Source organism: Flavobacterium hibernum (assembly GCF_000832125.1).
Classification (GTDB): Bacteria; Bacteroidota; Bacteroidia; order Flavobacteriales; family Flavobacteriaceae; genus Flavobacterium; species Flavobacterium hibernum.
The window spans coordinates 72,462-90,726 of record NZ_JPRK01000014.1 but is presented as its reverse complement, the minus strand read 5'-3'; the positions used below and the strand labels follow the sequence as shown (position 1 = coordinate 90,726).

General features: G+C 33.9%; 14 protein-coding genes and 1 pseudogene. 9 read left to right on the top strand and 6 right to left on the bottom strand.

What is annotated here, in order from left to right:
* Positions 1–37: 37 nt before the first annotated feature.
* The 3 genes from IW18_RS16980 to IW18_RS16970 form a co-directional block, all read right to left on the bottom strand.
* Positions 38–1,213: a glycoside hydrolase 5 family protein gene (locus IW18_RS16980; protein ID WP_041519116.1), complete on the bottom strand. Its 1,176-nt coding sequence runs from the start codon at positions 1,211–1,213 to the stop codon at positions 38–40.
* Between the two features lie 79 nt (positions 1,214–1,292).
* Positions 1,293–2,819, bottom strand: coding sequence for a RagB/SusD family nutrient uptake outer membrane protein (locus IW18_RS16975; protein WP_041519115.1), 1,527 nt, complete (start codon positions 2,817–2,819; stop codon positions 1,293–1,295).
* Positions 2,820–2,835: 16 nt separating this feature from the next.
* Positions 2,836–5,844: a SusC/RagA family TonB-linked outer membrane protein gene (locus IW18_RS16970; RefSeq protein ID WP_041519113.1), complete on the bottom strand. Its 3,009-nt coding sequence runs from the start codon at positions 5,842–5,844 to the stop codon at positions 2,836–2,838.
* Positions 5,845–6,234: 390 nt separating this feature from the next.
* On the opposite strand from IW18_RS16970, the gene IW18_RS16965 reads away from it, so the two are divergent.
* Positions 6,235–10,191: a hybrid sensor histidine kinase/response regulator transcription factor gene (locus IW18_RS16965; RefSeq protein WP_041519111.1), complete on the top strand. Its 3,957-nt coding sequence runs from the start codon at positions 6,235–6,237 to the stop codon at positions 10,189–10,191.
* 132 nt (positions 10,192–10,323) lie between these two features.
* Here IW18_RS16965 and IW18_RS16960 read toward each other — a convergent pair.
* Positions 10,324–10,996 (bottom strand): annotated as a pseudogene (locus tag IW18_RS16960) (IS6 family transposase).
* A gap of 186 nt (positions 10,997–11,182) precedes the next feature.
* On the opposite strand from IW18_RS16960, the gene IW18_RS16955 reads away from it, so the two are divergent.
* The 8 genes from IW18_RS16955 (at position 11,183) to IW18_RS16920 (ending at position 17,076) form a co-directional block, all read left to right on the top strand.
* On the top strand, positions 11,183–11,971 hold the full coding sequence (locus tag IW18_RS16955) for a helix-turn-helix domain-containing protein (protein WP_123902585.1): 789 nt from the start codon (positions 11,183–11,185) through the stop codon (positions 11,969–11,971).
* A 71-nt stretch (positions 11,972–12,042) separates the two neighbouring features.
* Positions 12,043–12,552, top strand: a complete 510-nt coding sequence (locus IW18_RS16950) for a dihydrofolate reductase family protein (protein WP_041519107.1) — start codon at positions 12,043–12,045, stop codon at positions 12,550–12,552.
* 23 nt (positions 12,553–12,575) lie between these two features.
* Entirely contained in the window at positions 12,576–13,241 is a 666-nt protein-coding gene (locus IW18_RS16945; protein WP_041519189.1) for an NAD(P)H-binding protein, read from the top strand.
* A gap of 135 nt (positions 13,242–13,376) precedes the next feature.
* Positions 13,377–14,303: an AraC family transcriptional regulator gene (locus IW18_RS16940; RefSeq protein ID WP_041519105.1), complete on the top strand. Its 927-nt coding sequence runs from the start codon at positions 13,377–13,379 to the stop codon at positions 14,301–14,303.
* Positions 14,304–14,507: 204 nt separating this feature from the next.
* Positions 14,508–15,260, top strand: coding sequence for an SDR family oxidoreductase (locus IW18_RS16935; RefSeq protein ID WP_041519103.1), 753 nt, complete (start codon positions 14,508–14,510; stop codon positions 15,258–15,260).
* A gap of 13 nt (positions 15,261–15,273) precedes the next feature.
* Positions 15,274–15,669: a hypothetical protein gene (locus tag IW18_RS16930; protein WP_230036074.1), complete on the top strand. Its 396-nt coding sequence runs from the start codon at positions 15,274–15,276 to the stop codon at positions 15,667–15,669.
* Between the two features lie 148 nt (positions 15,670–15,817).
* Positions 15,818–16,558, top strand: coding sequence for an SDR family oxidoreductase (locus tag IW18_RS16925; RefSeq protein WP_041519187.1), 741 nt, complete (start codon positions 15,818–15,820; stop codon positions 16,556–16,558).
* A 47-nt stretch (positions 16,559–16,605) separates the two neighbouring features.
* Positions 16,606–17,076: a DUF1097 domain-containing protein gene (locus IW18_RS16920; protein WP_041519100.1), complete on the top strand. Its 471-nt coding sequence runs from the start codon at positions 16,606–16,608 to the stop codon at positions 17,074–17,076.
* A 267-nt stretch (positions 17,077–17,343) separates the two neighbouring features.
* On the opposite strand, the gene IW18_RS23230 is transcribed toward IW18_RS16920, so the two are convergent.
* Positions 17,344–17,505, bottom strand: coding sequence for a hypothetical protein (locus IW18_RS23230; RefSeq protein ID WP_165587340.1), 162 nt, complete (start codon positions 17,503–17,505; stop codon positions 17,344–17,346).
* The gene (locus IW18_RS16915; RefSeq protein ID WP_041519098.1) at positions 17,502–18,077 is read right to left on the bottom strand and encodes a zeta toxin family protein; all 576 of its coding nucleotides are present in this window, start codon (positions 18,075–18,077) and stop codon (positions 17,502–17,504) included. The genes IW18_RS23230 and IW18_RS16915 overlap by 4 nt, the downstream gene beginning before the upstream one ends.
* Between the last annotated feature and the right edge of the window lie 188 nt (positions 18,078–18,265).

Genomic DNA, 18,265 nt, shown 5'->3' with positions numbered 1-18,265 from the left:
TGTGTCAATTGACTAATTATCTAATTGAATTAATTATCTAATTCTTCTTATTCGCCTCAGCAGTCATCTTTTTAATCAAATCTGTTTCTGCTTTTATATAAGGCGTTCCGTCGTTTTTAAGTACTTCGTGAAACCATAGTTTTGGCTCTGCATCGTATTTTTTAGTCCAGCTGTCCCAGGCATATTTTGTTTGTGTTTTTCCGTCAACAAAACCCCAGTTGATCATCCCAACATTGTATTTTTTTGCAATTGGTAAAAATCCTTCAAAAGTACTTCCGTTTGGTCTTGCCATATACTCAGTACACAATAACGGTTTTCCGTAACGCTGTAATTGTTTTATTACTTTTTCGAAATCTGCAGGTGTATTATAGTTGTGAAAAGAAACCACATCCGATTGTTCGATCTGCATTTTGTGCATTGGTTTCATCTCTGCTTCATCGCTCCAGTCTCCTACCCAAACCCCAGAGGTTAAAGGTTGTGACGGATTGCTTTCTCTTGCCCAGGCAAAAACATCTTTTAAAAGCGGCAAAATCAAATCGACTTTATTTTTGATTTCGATTTTTTCATACGATGGTCCGGTCATATTATCCGGTTCGTTCCAGACATCCCAACCCAAAATACGTTTGTCGTCTTTGAACTTTGCAACGGTTTCTTTTACATATTTTTCTAAACGCGGATATTGTGTTTTGTCCTGTAAAACTTTTTGTCCCGGACTCTGTACCCAACCTGAATTGTGTATGTATGGTTTTGGCACATGTTGTTTTCCTAAAGCAGGAAAAGGATCCCAGCACGAATCAAATAAAACAAATAGCGTTTTGATATGGTGTTTATCTGCAATTTCCAAAAATGTATTCATGCGTTTGTAAAGTCCTTCGGCATCTTGCTGATGCAATAAATCGTGCAGGTAAACGCGCATTACATTCATACCAATACCCTCTGCCCAGCCCAATTCCTGGTCGATTCTTTTGGGATCGAATGTATCTTCCTGCCACATCTCTAACTGATTTATAGCTGTGCTAGGATAATAATTTGCCCCTACTAACCAAGGTTGTTCTGCATACCATGTATTGGCCTGATCTTTTGTCCAGATTTCTCTTTTTTCGATTTTAGCGGTTTCACTTTTACTTTCTTCAGTATTATTTTTTTTGTTGTTGCAACTAAGCAATACTAGTCCTGCCAACATTAATGTCAGACACAATTTTACTTTTTTCATTATAAATTTTGTTATTATGAACGATCGTTCTTTTTATAAGGGAATCAGATTTATTGAATCTGATTCCCTTTAAACTATTTTAATATTCAGCGTGTTGATCCAGGTTTGGATTATTATCCACATCAACCTGCGGAATTGGTAATCTTTGGTTTTTACCTACTGTAAAGTTTTTAAAATCAGGATCACGAAGCGCAATTTTATCCACAGAAGCCTGAGTATTTAAATCACCCCAACGTTTTAAATCTTCCCAGCGAACACTTTCTCCGGCCAATTCTAAAACTCTTTCTGTTTTTAATCTTTCTAAAAATTTATCGTGATCATTTCCAATTTCAGGATGTGCGACCGCTAGTGTGTTCATGTTTGAACGTGCTCTTACTAAATCAACATATTGATAAGCGCCAGCTGTATTTCCTAATTCGTTCAGCACTTCGGCATAACGCAATAAGATATCTGCGTAACGAACCAATCTGTAATTTACCTGATTGTAATAATCTTCGTTGTTTCTGTAATAATCACGGCTTCCTTTTCTAAACCAGGCTTCATCATTGCCCCACTCCCAGTTTTTACCGTATGTTTTGTCTCCAAAATCAGCTAGTAGGCCAGGATAGTATAAGGTATATCTTAATCTTGCATCCAGATTTCCGTCTTTATTTTTTTCTTGTTTAAATGCATTTACTAACCAGAAACGAGCTTGTCCGTCTGACCATCCAATTCCTCTTGGTGCAAAAAATTGACTGCGATTACTGGAAACTGCAGCATTTTGATCTTCTCCAGTTCCTCCTTTTCTTTGATCTCCAAACTGAATTTCAAATACAGATTCGATGTTGTTTTCATTTACGTCTGTAAAGTTGTCTCTGTAATTTGCTACTAAATTGTACTTGGCACCAGGACCGGTAATTAAATATTCCAGAGCCCCTTTTGCCTCTGCCCATTTATGCTGTTGCATGTATACTTTTGCCAGAAAAGCTTTTGCAGCACCTTTATCAGGACGTCCGGTTTGGTCACCTGACCATGAAACAGGCAAATCGGCGAAAGCCTCATTTAAATCTTTTTCAACCTGTGCCCAAACTTCGGTTACGTTTCTTTGCTGGGGTAAATCAGCCGGCGTAGAAGGATCCAACACTAAAGGAATATTTTCCCAAAGAATTCCGGCGTAATAGTAATGTAAGGCTCTGAAAAATTTAGCCTGTGCCAAAATTTTCTTTTTATCGTCTTCATTTTGAAATGTAATATTAGGCACATTCGCCAAAACCTGATTACATCTAAAAACAGCTTTATAAGTATCTCTCCATGTTACTGCATTTCCTTCCCAGAAATTATAATTGATATAATTGAATCTTGTCCAATCTGCCAATTCTGTCCACGGGCTGTTACTAAATCCTTCATCAGAAGTTAAATCCAGACGGAAATAAATCCATCTTGCCCATAATCCATCTTTATAAAACATGGCATAAATAGAGTTAACACCAGCTTGTGCATCACTTTCAGTTTTCCAATATTGATCTACTGTTATATCATTTGGGCTGTTCAGATCTAATTCATTTTCACAAGATGATGTAAAAAAGAGACCTAGAAAAACTACGGTTGTTATTATTATTTTTTTCATTATCCTATTTTTTTAATTAAAAGCTAAATTCAACTCCAAAAGAATATGTTCTAAGATTTGGGAAAGCTCCGTTATCTACACCTCTTTCAAAAATATTACCGTTTGAAAATTCAGGATCTAAACCTTTGTATTTTGTAATTGTAATAATATTTTGTGCTGATAATGTTAATCTTGCTCTTGCAATTCCTGATTTATTCAAGATACGTTCTGGCAAATTATAACCAAACCCAATATATTTAAGTCTGATAAAATCGCCATTTTCTAAGAATCGGTCACTATCTCCTCTTGAGTTTAAAGTTGAACCTTTTGTTACTCTCGGGAAATCAGTATTTGGGTTCTCAGGTGTCCACGGCTGAATTCCTGCTCTGTAATTACTATTGTCGTCAAAACGATCTACAACGCTTCTAAAACCGTCATAAACAGTTGCTCCGTGAGAAGCAATCCAGTTCATAGAAAAATCAAAACCTTTGTATTCTGCTCCTGCATTTAAACCCATCTCAAATTCAGGCCACGGGCTTCCAACAATTGCTTTGTCATCACTTGTAATTTGTCCGTCGCCATTAACATCTTTAAAACGGATATCTCCTGGTACTGCACCTGGCATAATTACTTTTCCGTCAGCATTTTTATAGTTGGCTATTTCAGCTTGATTTTGAAACAATCCATCAGTTTGCAATACATACCACATTCCTACAGGAGATCCTGCTCTTGTCATTGTATTTCCAACGATGTTTTCGTTTTGACCATTTCCTAAAGACACCAATTTGTTATTTACTTTTGTAAAGTTTACAGAAGCATTAAATGAGAATTCATTAATTTTTTTGCTGTAAGCCAATTCCAGTTCAATACCTTTGTTTTCAACAGTTGCGGCATTAGAAATAGGATTTCCTCCGTCATTTCCTGTTGTTAATAAAATTGGAAAACCAAATAATACATCTTCTGTACGGGCAATAAAATAATCTGCCGTAAAACGTAAATCATTATTTAAAACTCCAAGATCTAATCCAAGATTGGTTTGTTTTAGTTTTTCCCAACGTAACTGAGAATTAGATAATTTTACCTGAGTTGCAGATGGATACAAAGTCTGTCCTGTTCCTAACACAATTTGTCCAAAATTATTCACGAAACTTTTGTATTCGTAATTTCCAATGTTACCAGAACCTAATTCTCCATAACTTGCTCGTAATTTCAGATCTTTAATAAATTCAGATTTAAAGAAAGATTCATTATTTACTCTCCATCCTGCAGAAACAGAAGGGAAATTTCCCCATTTGTTTTCGTCACTAAATCTTGATGATCCGTCGCGTCTCAAAACAGCATTAAATAAGTAACGATTATCATAATTGTACTCTAATCTTCCTAAATAAGATGCCAGCGAAGCCTCATTGATAAAACCACCAACTACCGGTGAATCTCCCTGATTTAAAACCTGATAATATTGACCCGTTCCTGAGTTTATCGGAATATTTCTCTTTGTTCCATAAATTTGCTCGTATTTATCTTTTTGAAAAGTCTGCCCCACTAAAATTGTCAAATCATGTTTTCCAAATTGTTTTTTGAAATTCAAGGTGTTTTCAAACAACATCGTTTCAGATCTTCCTTTATTTTGATCAATAATAGAAGGATCCACCGGTTGATTTAATGTCCAGTTTCCTATTTTTCTTAAAAATTTATAAGAATCAAAACTAGTTTCATATCCAAAATTGAAACGGTATTTTAACCACGAAGCCAATTTTAATTCTGACCAGACATTTCCTCTGATTCTGAAATTTTCATTTATTGCATTCGAAAAATCAGCAATTGCTAAAGGATTTGTACCAAAAGTATCTGCTACTCCTTGTTTTCCGTAACCATATCCTCCAGGATTTGCAGCATCATAAAGCGGAATTGTTGGCGTCATTCTGTAAACATCAATAATTGGATTTCCAGACATTTCATCTGTTTTCGAATTGCTGATCGCAATGTTTTCTCCAATACTAAAAATTCCTTTAGTTCCACTTGCATTTACACGGAATGAAATTCTGTCAAAATCTGTTCCTACAACTGTTCCTTTATTGTCAAAATAATTTCCTGACATAAAAAAGGTTGAGTTCTCTCCCCCTCCGGAAACACTTACATTGTAATCATTGATCATTCCGGTTTGAAAAACAGCATCCTGCCAGTCTGTATTAACAGCCATATTAAGATTTTGTCTTGGATATCCCGCATTATCATATGCCTGATTATTTAATTTTGCAAACTCCTCGGTTCCCATTAAATCATATCTTGGCATTGTGGTAATACTTGATTTCACAGAAGCTTCAACCTTAAGTGGTCCTTTTTTACCTTTTTTGGTTGTAATGATGATTACACCATTTGCCGCTCTTGAACCGTAAATTGCTGCTGCAGATGCATCTTTTAAAACCTGAATAGTTTCGATATCATTTGGGTTAAAATCCCTGTTTGCTGAAGTAATTACACCATCAATTACATATAATGGATTGGTATTTTGAAGATTTTTTAAACCACGAATTTCAATATTCGCTTCCTGTCCCGGGCGACCACCGCCACGAACTTTAACTCCGGTAACTAAACCCTGAAGTCCGTCTGCGACAGTTGTAACCTGACGTTTTTGAATTTCTCCGGCTTTTACCAGAGAAACGGCTCCTGTAAGGTCTTTTTTCTGTTGAGAACCGTAACCTACAACCACAATTTCGTCGAGTTTCATTGCATCTTCAGCTAAAGTGGCGTCGACTGTTGTAGCATTATTTATCGCAATTTCGATTGTTTTATATCCCTGCGAACTAAAAATCAGAGTTTGATTTGAAGCTGCTGTAATCTTATATCTTCCGTCGAAATCGGTAACTGCACCGTTTTTGGTATTCTTGATCACAACATTTGCAAACGGAATGGGTTCTCCTGTTGCAGAGGCTACTTTTCCTGTTATGGTTATTTGCTGTTGCGCGTGCATTTGCTGCACTAATAAACTAAAGAAAAACAAGAGGTAATATCTCTGCTTTAAAATTTGAGTGAACTTTGTTTTCATTGATTTTTCATTTTAGATAGTTTCCTTTTTTGGTTGGTTTTGTAAATTAAATTTGTAAAGTTTTAAACGTCTTTGTGCTGGCGACGTACCATTTTTAATTGGTTAGTAATAATAATGTGTTCATTTTAATTCAAAAGTGGTAATGTTGTTATTTTTTAAAGTTAATTTTATTGATGTCTTATTTTTTAACCTAAAAAATTGTCAATATCACTTATTTAAAAAGTCAAAGTAGATGATTTTAATTCAAAATAAAATGATTCATTTGTGTCAATTTCTATCTTAAATGAGTCAAATCGTATAATTATATCCAATTAAACAGCGGTTTGCATCATTTTGTTGAACATTGACACGATTTGATTAAAACATGATTTTATCTTAAATAACACAACAATGCGTAAATTCTTTCTTTTTTCATTTTTATTGATTTTTTCGATAAATTTTACTCAGGCACAAGAATATTATTTTAAACATTTTCAGGTTGAAGAAGGACTTTCAAACAACACCGTTTTGACTTCTTTACAGGACGAAGATGGTTTTATGTGGTTTGGAACCAAAGATGGTTTGAACCGATTTGATGGTTATCGATTTAAAACATATCGCAGTAATGGCAACCCTATTCATAGTTTAGGAAGCAATTACATTCAGTCTCTTCATGAATATAAAGGTGTGATTTGGGTAGGTACAGATAAAGGTTTGTATCAATACAATAAAAAGACAGATGAATTTACTGTTTTAAATGAAGCTATTAATGACCGGATCAACGATATCAACCATGATAAAAACGGAAATATCTGGTTTATTTCAGGCAATATTCTGTACAAATATTCGACGATAAAGAAAGAAACCAAAACTTTTAATCCGAATAAGTATTTTATCGTGACTTCGATTTCGCGGGATGTAAATGACCAAATTTGGGCTTCATCATTAAACAAAATCTACCGTTATTCTGAAGAAAATCTTTCGTTCGAAAATATTCCGATAACGCCTCCGGTAAATTCAGCTAATTTTAGAATCACCGTTATTTATGCATTAGATAAAAACAATATTGTAATTGGTACGCAGGACGATGGTGTTTTGGTGTATAATATTCCGAATAAAACTACTTCATGTTTACAATTTTCGAGTAAAAATCCGGTTTATGTGCGCCAATTTAAAAAGAAAGGCGATGACGAACTCTGGATTGCCAGCGAATCTGGCGTTTATGTTTACAACCTGAAAACAAAAGTGAATGTAAATCTCAAAAAAAATTACAATGATCCTTATGCTATTTCAGACAATGCAGCTTATTCGATCACTATAGATAAAGAAAACGGTATTTGGATTGGAACCTATTTTGGCGGTATTAATTACCATCAAAAACAATACACGCAATTCAAGAAATATTTTCCGCAAAAGGGACAAAATTCCATTAGCGGAAGCGCCATAAGGGAAATTCATAAAGATGATAAAGGTGATCTCTGGATTGGAACTGAAGATGCGGGCTTAAACCGATTTAATCCAAAAACGCAGCAGTTTACCTCCTATTTACCTAACGGAAGTAAAAACGGTGTTTCCTATTACAATATACATGCCCTGATGCCCAGAAAAGACAAAATTTGGGTGGGAACTTTTGAGCATGGTTTAGATGTTTTGGACAGAAATACGGGTGCGGTGCTCAAACATTATAGTGCCAATAATCCTTCATCGGGATTGCGAAGTAACTTTATTTTTTCTTTTTATCAAAACAAAAAAGACGAACTAATTGTTATTACCACAATGGGACTTTATAAGTATAATGAGCAAAATGATAATTTCGATACTTTAAAAATATTTCCGGAAACTACACATTACACCAATTATAAAGAAGATAGCGACGGAAACTTGTGGGCCGGAAGTTATCGCGATGGTTTATTTTATTACAACCCGAAGACCAAAAAGAAAGAGGTTTTTATCTATGATTATAAAAACCCGAATGGCATTAGCAATAATTCTATCAATTATATATTTGAAGACAGTTCGAAAAATCTATGGTTTGCCACTGAAAATGGTCTGGATTTATTTGATAAAAAAACAAGAGCTTTTAAAAAATTCACTACCAAAAATGGTTTTCCAAGCAATGTTGTCTATTCTATTTTAGAAGATGATGCTAAAAATTTATGGCTGACAACTTCTAAAGGTTTGGTAAAATTTGGCCCGGACCATAAAAGCATAAAAATTTATACAACGGCAAACGGTTTATTGAGCGATCAGTTTAATTATGCATCGGCGTTTAAAGATACAAACGGCGATATGTATTTTGGAAACCTCAACGGAATGATTAGTTTCAACCCGAAGAATTTTACCAAAAACAAATACACTCCGTCTATCTTTATAACCAATTTGCAGATTAACAATAAAGATATCGATGCCAACGGAAACGATTCGCCTATAAAACAATCTATTTCTCATATTGACGAACTGGAACTCAACAGCAGTCAATCGTCGTTTAATCTTGAATTTGCTTCTTTAAATTATACAGCTCCGGAACTTACCGAATATTGGTATAAACTTGAAAACGTAAACAATGACTGGGTTTACCTGGAGCGCAACCACAAAGTTTTCTTTACTGAACTAGCTCCTGGCAATTATGTATTTAAAGTAAAATCACTAAATAGTTTTGGAGTTTGGAGTAAAGAAGTAGAATTAAAAATCAGGATTTTGCCTCCGTTTTGGGCGAGTTCTTACGCTTACTTTTTTTATTTTCTGCTTGTTTGCGGCGCATTTTATTACATCATACGTTACTCGCAACACTTAACCCAGATTAAAAACAATCGAAAAATAAAGCATCTCAACGACGAAAAAGAAAAAGAAATCTATCAGGCTAAAATTGATTTTTTTACCAATGTGGCGCACGAAATCAGAACACCTTTGACATTGATAAAGGGACCTTTAGAAAAACTTTTGGTGATGGAACATCAATTACCTGAAGTCCCTCAGAATCTTTCTATAATGAAAAAAAATACATCACGATTATTGAAATTGGTGAATGAATTACTGGATTTTAGAAAGTCGGAAATTGGCGGATTGAAACTGACTTTTGTCGAAGCGAATATTTCATCGATGGTTCGCAATTTTCATTTAAGATTCAGTCAACTGATTGAGGAAAGAGCTATTGAATTTGAACTGGAATTGGGAGATAAAGATATTTCTGCTTTTGTAGACAAGGAGGCTTTCAAAAAAATCCTGAGCAATTTGATGAATAATGCCATTAAATACGCAAACGAAAAGGTTTCTATTACACTTTTTAGGGACGAAAAGAAACTGACTTTGATAGTAAAGAATGACGGGAATCTAATTCCGTCTCATTTGAAAGATAAAATTTTCGAGCCATTTTTCAGGGTCGATAATATGGATGCAACTTCCGGAACCGGAATTGGGCTTTCTCTGGCACATTCGCTCACACAATTACATCACGGAAGTCTGCAGGTAATTCCGGATTCGAAACTGAATATTTTTGAACTTGTGGTTCCGCTTCGTCAGGAAGAAGAATTTATGTTTTATAATGAACCTGAAAAAGAAGAAATTGAAACAGAATCTGAAATTACTGAAATCGAAAACAAACACGAGAAACCTCAGCTTTTGATTGTAGAGGACAATGAAGATTTACTGAATTTTATTACCGCAGAAATGTCGTCAATCTACACGGTTTTAAAAGCAGATAATGGCGAAAATGCCCTGAAAATCATTCATAATGAAAATATTCAATTGGTGATAAGTGATGTCTCGATGCCGGTTATGGACGGGATTACTTTGTGTAAAGAAATCAAAGCTAATTTGGAAACGAGTCATATTCCGGTTATTTTGCTTACGGCTAAAAACTCGCTAAAATCACAAATTGATGGTCTTGGAGCTGGCGCCGATGCGTATATTGCAAAACCTTTCTCTATGGACTATTTGAAAGTTCATGCAAATAATCTGATCGAAAATCGAAAACAGATTATGAATTATTATGCTAGTTCGCCCCTTTCTCATATTAAAAGTATTGCACATAATAAAACCGATGAAAAATTTCTTAAAAAACTGGACGAAGAGATTTTAAAAAATATTACTGATTCTGATTTAAGTGTAGAATCTCTGGCAGAAATCATGAATATGAGCCGTTCGACTTTATACCGAAAAATCAAAGATATTTCGAACTTAAGCCCGAATGAGCTCATCAATATTGTACGTTTGAAAAGAGCTGCAGAACTACTTTTGAATGAGAATTTTAAAATCTATGAAATTGCCGAAAAAGTGGGCTATAAATCGCAAACAAGTTTTGGCAGAAACTTTCAAAAACATTTTTCGATGACACCATCTGAATATATTGCTATGAATAAAAGGCTTTAATGCTTTTTATCTCAAAAAAAATAAATCTTGATTTTATGCAAAAACCCAATTCTGTATTCTTTTTTAATATTTAAAAACTTGGTTCTGTCGCATCTGTCAGACTCAAATATAAGAATTTATGTAATTTAAAAGTTAGCCCGCCAATTTACAAAAGGATTTAAACATAGTTTCCCTGGGATTGACCATCTGATTCTTTCTAAGCATATGAACAACCTCAATACCCGTTAAAGTTTTCTTTGCAGATTCAAAACTTTTAAAGCCTAATCCGTTTTGTATGAGCCACTTGATAAAACGATGATCCTGTTCTACCATATTGTTGAGATATTTACACTGTCGGATTTTAATCTTTGAGAACGAACGTTTGTTATATACTTTGATCACTTCAGTATTAGAACCGCTTTTATCAATGTTTATTACTCTTGGCCCGAGTTATTACTAATTGCTTTAATTAGAAACGACTGAGCACTTATTCTCAGTCTTTTTCTGGTCAATAGAAAGTCTACTGTATGGCCTGATTTATCTACCGCTCGATATAAATAACACCAAATCCCTTTTACTTTGATATAGGTCTCATCCAATCTCCAACTCGTACCCACTCTGCCTTTTCTCTTTTTCATCTCTGACTCAAGCAAAGGTGTAAACTTATACACCCAACGCTGAATCGTGGCATGATCAACAGAAACTCCTCGCATTTTCATAATCTCTTCAACATCGCGGTAACGCGGTAACTAAGTGTAAATCTTAATTTGAAATATACGGCCTGAAGTATAATAGATTTCGGATAGCAATGACCTTTCGTATTCATGAGTTTAACAATTTAAAAAAGACAAAGATAAAACTTAGCTTTAGATGCGACAGAACCAATAAATCTTCTGTTTATTAATTATGGTTATATCGCAAGATAAATTCGTAAATTTGTTATTCTTTTTGGAAATTCTATCTTCCTAAAGCCTTACCTTAAATATCAAATTACCAGTTGTCCATAAATCTTGTGAAAGAATCAGAAAGCACAATGCAATATCACTATGAAATAAATACCCCAGAAAAAGATGTACTACTGCTCTACATTCATCAATACATTCATTTTTCTTCTTCAAGTGAAAGAATAGTGAAAAAAAATTTATGGCCAAGTGCTAATGCTTCACTTATATTTAATTTCAAAAAAACAAAATTAAATAACAAATTAAGCCCTGTTGTTACTATAGTAGGATTACATGATACTATTCATACAATACAACCTGATGAAAATGATATTGATACTATTATAGTTCATTGTTGTCCTTCTGTTTTTTCTGTTTTTAATACTACACAGACTTCTTTTCTGACTAATACTATTATTGATGCAAAAGATGTATTTGGAGAGTCTGTTGACTCACTTGCCACAGCGCTTCAACTGACAAAAAACACAAAAGAAAGACAAAATTTACTAGATACTTTTTTTATCGGATTACTTAATAATACTACCGAACAAATTTCTTGTTTTGCAAAACTTGCTGCAACTATTCAAGCAGATCCTGAATATAAAATAACATTAGGAACAGAGATAAGCTATCGTCATTTATCCCGAATGTTTAAACAGATAATAGGAGTGAATATTCAAACCTACAAGCGTTTAGCCCGATTTGAATTAGCCAGGCAATTGATAATCAAAGAAACGACTCCTTCATTAACAGATGTTGGTTATCAATCTGGTTATTACGATCAGGCTCATTTTGCAAAAGAATTCAAAAAACTATCCGGTTTAAGAGCTAAATATTTTGGCCCGCTGTGTTCCATTTAAATTTTCAATGTCCATTGTGTACAATTTTATGCTTTTAATGCGAAGTAATTTTGCTTAAAAATATATAACCAATGAAAACAATTATTTATGTAGCCGTTTCAGCTAATGGACTAATTTTATTGACAAGCGAAGGCAATTATCAAATACCAGTCGAGTTATTTCAGGACTGTATAGGTTTAGCGCACCAAACAGGAAATATGGTGATCGGATTAAATACATACCGCCTCTTTTCCAGTAACCCTAATGCTCTTGAAGCCTTTAAAGGAGTAGAAATCGCAGTACTTTCGGCAAATTGCAAAGAAGAACTCGAAGGGGTAACCGTTTTAAAGAATATAGATGCGGTTATGGAATTTTACAAAACAAAAGGATATTCAAAAATATTTGTTGCTGGGGGTACCTATACCTATCAATCTTTTCTTAAAGAAGGTAATGCAGACGAATTTTACATCAACTATCTTCCCATTTTAACAACTGCAGGAGCACTTCTTGTTAGTCATATACCAGCTGATAAAATTCTTGAAATAAAAGAAAATAAACTAATTGCAGAAAATATTGTTCAACTGCACTTTACAACAAAATAATGTCAATTTTAGAAAACAGTAAAATGAAAAAAGCGGTATTATTTGGCGCCAGTGGCTTTGTTGGTTCTGAATTACTTTTGGAATTATTAGACAATCCGGTTTACAAAGAAGTAACTATTGTTGTAAGGAAACCATTAAATACTACCCACCCTAAGTTGAGAATTTTACTAGGAGACTTTAATTCTATGCCTGGGCTAATTGAAAAGATTAGTGCGGATATTGTTTTTATTGCGCTTGGTGCCATTCAAAACAGCAAACAAAACTCAGTTGAATTTTATCAAATTGATCATGATTATCCTGTTATAGCAGCAAAAATATTGAAAAAAAATGGAGCAAAATCTATTTTTCTGGTAACAGCAGCCGGAGCAAATCCAAATTCAAAATTCAAGTATGTAAAAACAAAAGGAGAAACAGAAAGAGACATTATTGCATTAGATTTTGAATTCACCCATATTTTCAGACCTACAATGATTGTTGGAAATCGAAAAGATAAACGTCCGTTCGAAAAAATAGGAATGAAAATATGGAAACTTATTCATCCTGTTTTTATTGGCCGACAGACTGACTACAAAGAAATCGACGGAAAAGAAATTGCAAAAGCAATGAATAATGCTTCTTTAAATCAGACAGAAAAAATTAAGATTTATAATTGGAAAGAGATGAAATTTTACTCTAATTCTAAAGAATAAATTACACTGGTATAAAAAAAATAATACTAAACTTTTTTCTCTAACTTAATTTTTTAAATGAAATAAAATGAGTCACATGATTTCTTAAGACTCCAATTTAGTAGATTTGTATTAATCCATTCCAATGAGTCTACAATGAGTGAAAAAGATACCGCAACGAGGTCATTATATGATTTGTACATCGAATTAGGTGTATCGGTAGATATGCTTGACCCTAAAGCCGGCTTCGCTGTAGTTAATTTAAACGATGTCGGTTTTGAGCTCCCTTATAAATCGCCTCCATTTAGGCCCAACTATTTTTCGTTCCTATTTGTAAAAAAAGGTTCGGGACAATACACCATTGACAATCAAACTTTCCTGACAGAACCTGGATCTATTTATTTTACAAATCCAAGTAATTACAGAACCTTTGAATGGAATACAATTGATGAAATTTATCTAATTTGTTTTGATGAAACATTCCTGAAAGAAAATGTACATCAGGATGTTTTTAATGAGTTTTCGTTTTTATTGACCGAAACGGTACAGCCTAAAATATTGAATACAGTGTTTTATCAGCAAATCGAACAGCTTTATCTTCAAATTCATAAGGAATATTTAAACAATTCCAGATATAAGTACAGAATAATAGGCAGCTTGTTTGTTGTGTTATTAATAAAGATAAAGGAATATTTTTGGGAAGATTATAATCCTATATATGAAGGTAATCGATCCTCACAGATTGTAAAAGATTTTAAGCGTACATTAGAACAGCATTATCGCGATTTAAGCAGCGGTAAAACTCAGACTGTTTTTAGAGTGCAGGATTATGCCAGTACTCAAAATTTGCATCCCAATTATTTAAGCACGGTAATAAAAAGCAAAACAGGGAAACCTATCGCCACATGGATTGTCGATAAAACAATATCGGAAGCCAAATCTTTACTGCAAAATTCAACAATCTCAATTAAAGAAATTGCTTTCTTACTAGGTTTTTCAGAAGCGGCACATTTTAGCAATTATTTTAAAAAACATACCAATTCCTCTCCTGTACTCTATCGGAAGGAACACATCGCCAACTAAAAAATCAAGCCTGCAAATTTAAATTTTGCAGGCTTTTTTTATTAATGCCTCAACCACTTTCAGAAAAACGACAGCTGCAAATTCTAAATATTTAAAATTTGCATGGAATGCTTTATTCCTTGCAATATTCGACGCTTGCCACCGCCATACATTTGTCCTTTCAAATTAAAACAACATTTTAAAATCATTTAAAAAATTAAAAGCATGAAAAAATTAAACAACAAAGTAGCGGTAATTACAGGCTCAGTTAGAGGATTAGGAAAAGCAATTGCAGAAAGATATGCCGCAATGGGTGCAGACATCGTAATTAATTATTCCAAAGACAAAGCTTCGGCAGATGCAGTTTTAAGTACTATTAAAGCAATGGGGGTAAAAGCAATTGCTGTTCAGGCTGATGTGAGCAAAGTGGCCGATTTGGAAAGATTGTTTGCTGAGGCAAAAGCAGCATTTGGAAAAATTGATATTGTAGTGGCCAATGCAGGAATCGAAATGGTAGAAGTTCCTGTTACTGAATTTACAGAAGAACAATTTGATAAAGTATTTTCTATTAATACTAAAGGAACTTATTTTACGCTTCAGCAGGCTGCCAAACACATTGAAGATAACGGCAGAATTATTTACATCGCTTCGAGTACTACTTCTTTCCCCGTTCCCGGAATGGCTGTTTACGGAGGAAGCAAAACTACGCCAAGATATTTAGTCGATATTTTATCTAAAGAAATAGGACATAGAGGTGTAACAGTGAATTCAATTATCCCATTTGCTGTAGATCACTCGGGGATATTTGCAGAGGCAGACAGCTACCCGGAACTAAGAAAACAATTGTTAGACAGCTGCCCGATGAGACGATTGGCAGAAGTGGAAGATGTAGCAAATGTGGCTGAATTTTTTGCAAGTGATTTATCTTCTTTTGTAAGCGGACAACACTTATTGGTAAATGGCGGAGCTACAAACTAAAATCAAACCGTCTATGAAAACATTAATAATGGGACTGTTTTTTACTTGCTTTGCCTGCGGGCATCCCACAAATAAATTAGAGAAAGTGAATTTAGATAAAATAAAAAATCAAACGGTGAAAAAAGCCATTGAGGCTTTGCAAAATGCCGATGAAATTGCATGGTTTTCATTATTTACTGAAGATGCCCAACTGTATGATGATGGAAATAAAAAGAATTTTAAAAGTTTTTTTGGAAGAGCATTAGGACATGAACAATTTACTTCGATTGACAAAACAGAGAACAATTCACTTGACATTTACGGAAAATTTCATAGTGATGTGTGGGGCAATTTTAAAACTTATTTCAAATTCCAAATCAATAAAGAGGGAAAAATTACAAGACTAGATATCGGACAGGCAAATTATTAAGGTTTGTTTTTTTAAGTTTAAACCGTAGAAGCAATCTTTAAAATGTATAAGTAATCCTTTAGGGCTTGTATTTTTAAAAAGTAAAAAGTAACAACCTTTGTATCTGCAAATTAAAACAACAAATAATAACAAATTAAAAAACATAATTATGAAAAATTTAAACAACAAAGTAATTCTGGTAACAGGAGCTTCCAGAGGAATTGGTGCAGCAGTAGCTAAAAATTTAGCCGGAAGAGGCGCAAAAATTATCGTTAATTATTCCGGCAGCTTACAGGCTGCAGAAGAAACTGTGAATGCAATTAAAAATGCCGGAGGCAATGCTATTGCTGTTCAGGCAGACGTTAGTAAATCAAACGAAGTAAAAACAATGTTTGATCAAGCTATTGCTCACTACGGTAAAATTGATGTATTGGTAAACAATGCTGGTATTATGATTACCAAATTGATAAAAGACACCACAGATGAAGATTTCACAAGACAATTTGATATCAATGTAAGAGGTACTTTCAATACCCTTAGAGAAGCTGCTACAAGATTGGCTGACAATGGAAGTATTATCAATTTTTCTACTTCTGTAAATAGAATCATGTTGCCTACATACAGCACTTATGTCGCTACAAAAGCTGCTGTAGAACAATTAACCCGGGTAATGGCTAAAGAAGTTGGCGCGAGAGGAATCAACATTAACTCTATCTCTCCCGGTCCAACAAATACAGAGCTCTTTACAAACGGAAAACCACAGGAAGTTATAGACAGGTTGGCCTCACTTTCTGCTTTTAATCGCCTTGGAGAACCGGAAGATATTGCACAGACAGTTGCTTTTTTAGCCAGCGACGATGCTAAATGGATTACAGCTCAAAACATTGGAGTTAATGGCGGAATGGCATAACTCCCGGACATACTAATTAGTTTAATCAATTAAAAATATAAATACTCATGAAAACTTTTCAGACCGCAATCATTTTTGGCCTTTTTGGAGCAGTTGCTGTTTCCATATCGTTCGCGGCACAATGGCCAACTTGGGTTATGTTTATTGCCTGGGTGAGTTATTACATTTTTGGAAGAAATATTAAAAACTCAGCCTTCGCTTTTATCCAAATTATTTTAGGGATTTTAATGGGCGTTCTGATCCAATTAACCGGAATGTTTTTGGGTAGTTATCTTGGGGCAATTGGCCTGCCTGTATCCATATTTATTTTTATTGGTTCATTGGCTTACATTTCAAAAATAAAAAGTTTAAGTACTATCCCTGCCTGGTTTCTAGGACTTATCGTATTCTTTGGTATTCATCCAAAACTTGAGCCTCTTTCACTTTTAGAACTGGGAGTACCGCTTATTTTCGGATTCATTTTTGCCTTTTTAAACGATACTGCTGTACATAAAATTCAATCTGCTTCTGAACATTAAGTAAGATCTTTATTTCTTATTCAATTATAATACTCGATGAGTAAAAGATGGCGTCAACCAAAGAAAAATGACGCCATCTTTTTTTTATAAAAATCAGTAGAATTGACCATTTATTATTAAAATCAAATGACAGAATAAATTTTTAAAGCATAGTTTTACAAAATTTGATGTATGATATATTATTGCCCTTTATGATTTAAATTCAAATAAGAAAAATAAAAAAAGCCCTCATTTCTGAGAGCTGTTGATTCTTAGAAGTGTACTTTTTTATAAAGAACTGGCTTTTATCCTTACAATCTTGCCATCCTGCATAACAACTAGGTCGCTGTTATTTTTCTTTTTAAACTCAATTAATTTTTCAGAAACTTTATCCATTGCCTCTATAATCTTTTTCTGAGTCGCTGTCGTTGTTGGTTTGTCTTCTCTCATGATTGGTTCTTTTTGAGTTTATCGAACTTGATTTCATCTATAACTTCAATATCATTACCTAAAGTTTTCTGTGCTATCAATTCAGCTTTTACAGCTGTATTGTCAAAAATCAATGCCTCGTTAACTATAGGCAAATATATAGCAAACAAATTAGTTATTCCGTTTTTATATCTGCGTTTAATAACATCGGTTTCAATATTGTGTCCGCCTTCCTGAACCCTCGTCTTGACCCTTTCAATTGCCAGGTCAACACTATCGAGCCAAAAAAATAAAAGAACCACTTTATAGCCTTTTTCTTGAGCCGAAATCACTTTCTCCTTATAGCTCTTTGTGGCTAAAGTCGTTTCAAAGGCAAAAACTTCATTATTTGCTAATAATTCATTGATTCTGTGGAGCATTATTCTTCCCGATTCAAAGGCAGCTTTTTCAGGCTGGAAAGGAGAAAGTCCTTTAGCAATTTCGTCCGCATTTACAAACTCCTTACAATTTAGTATTTCAGGAAGTATTGTAAATGAAGCAGTAGTCTTGCCTGCACCATTACAACCTGCAATTATATAGAGATTTTTATTCATCCTTACAAAGATAATAAATTACACTTTTAGTATACAATATTTACACTTTTAGTTTATTCTTCAAATGTCTTAAAAACCTGCAAGCAAACGACAATATTGATAAATTTTAATAATACTTTTTCCTTACCTTCCATCCATCTCCTCAATCATCGCCCAAAATCAAAATAAAAAATCTAAAAGAAATAACG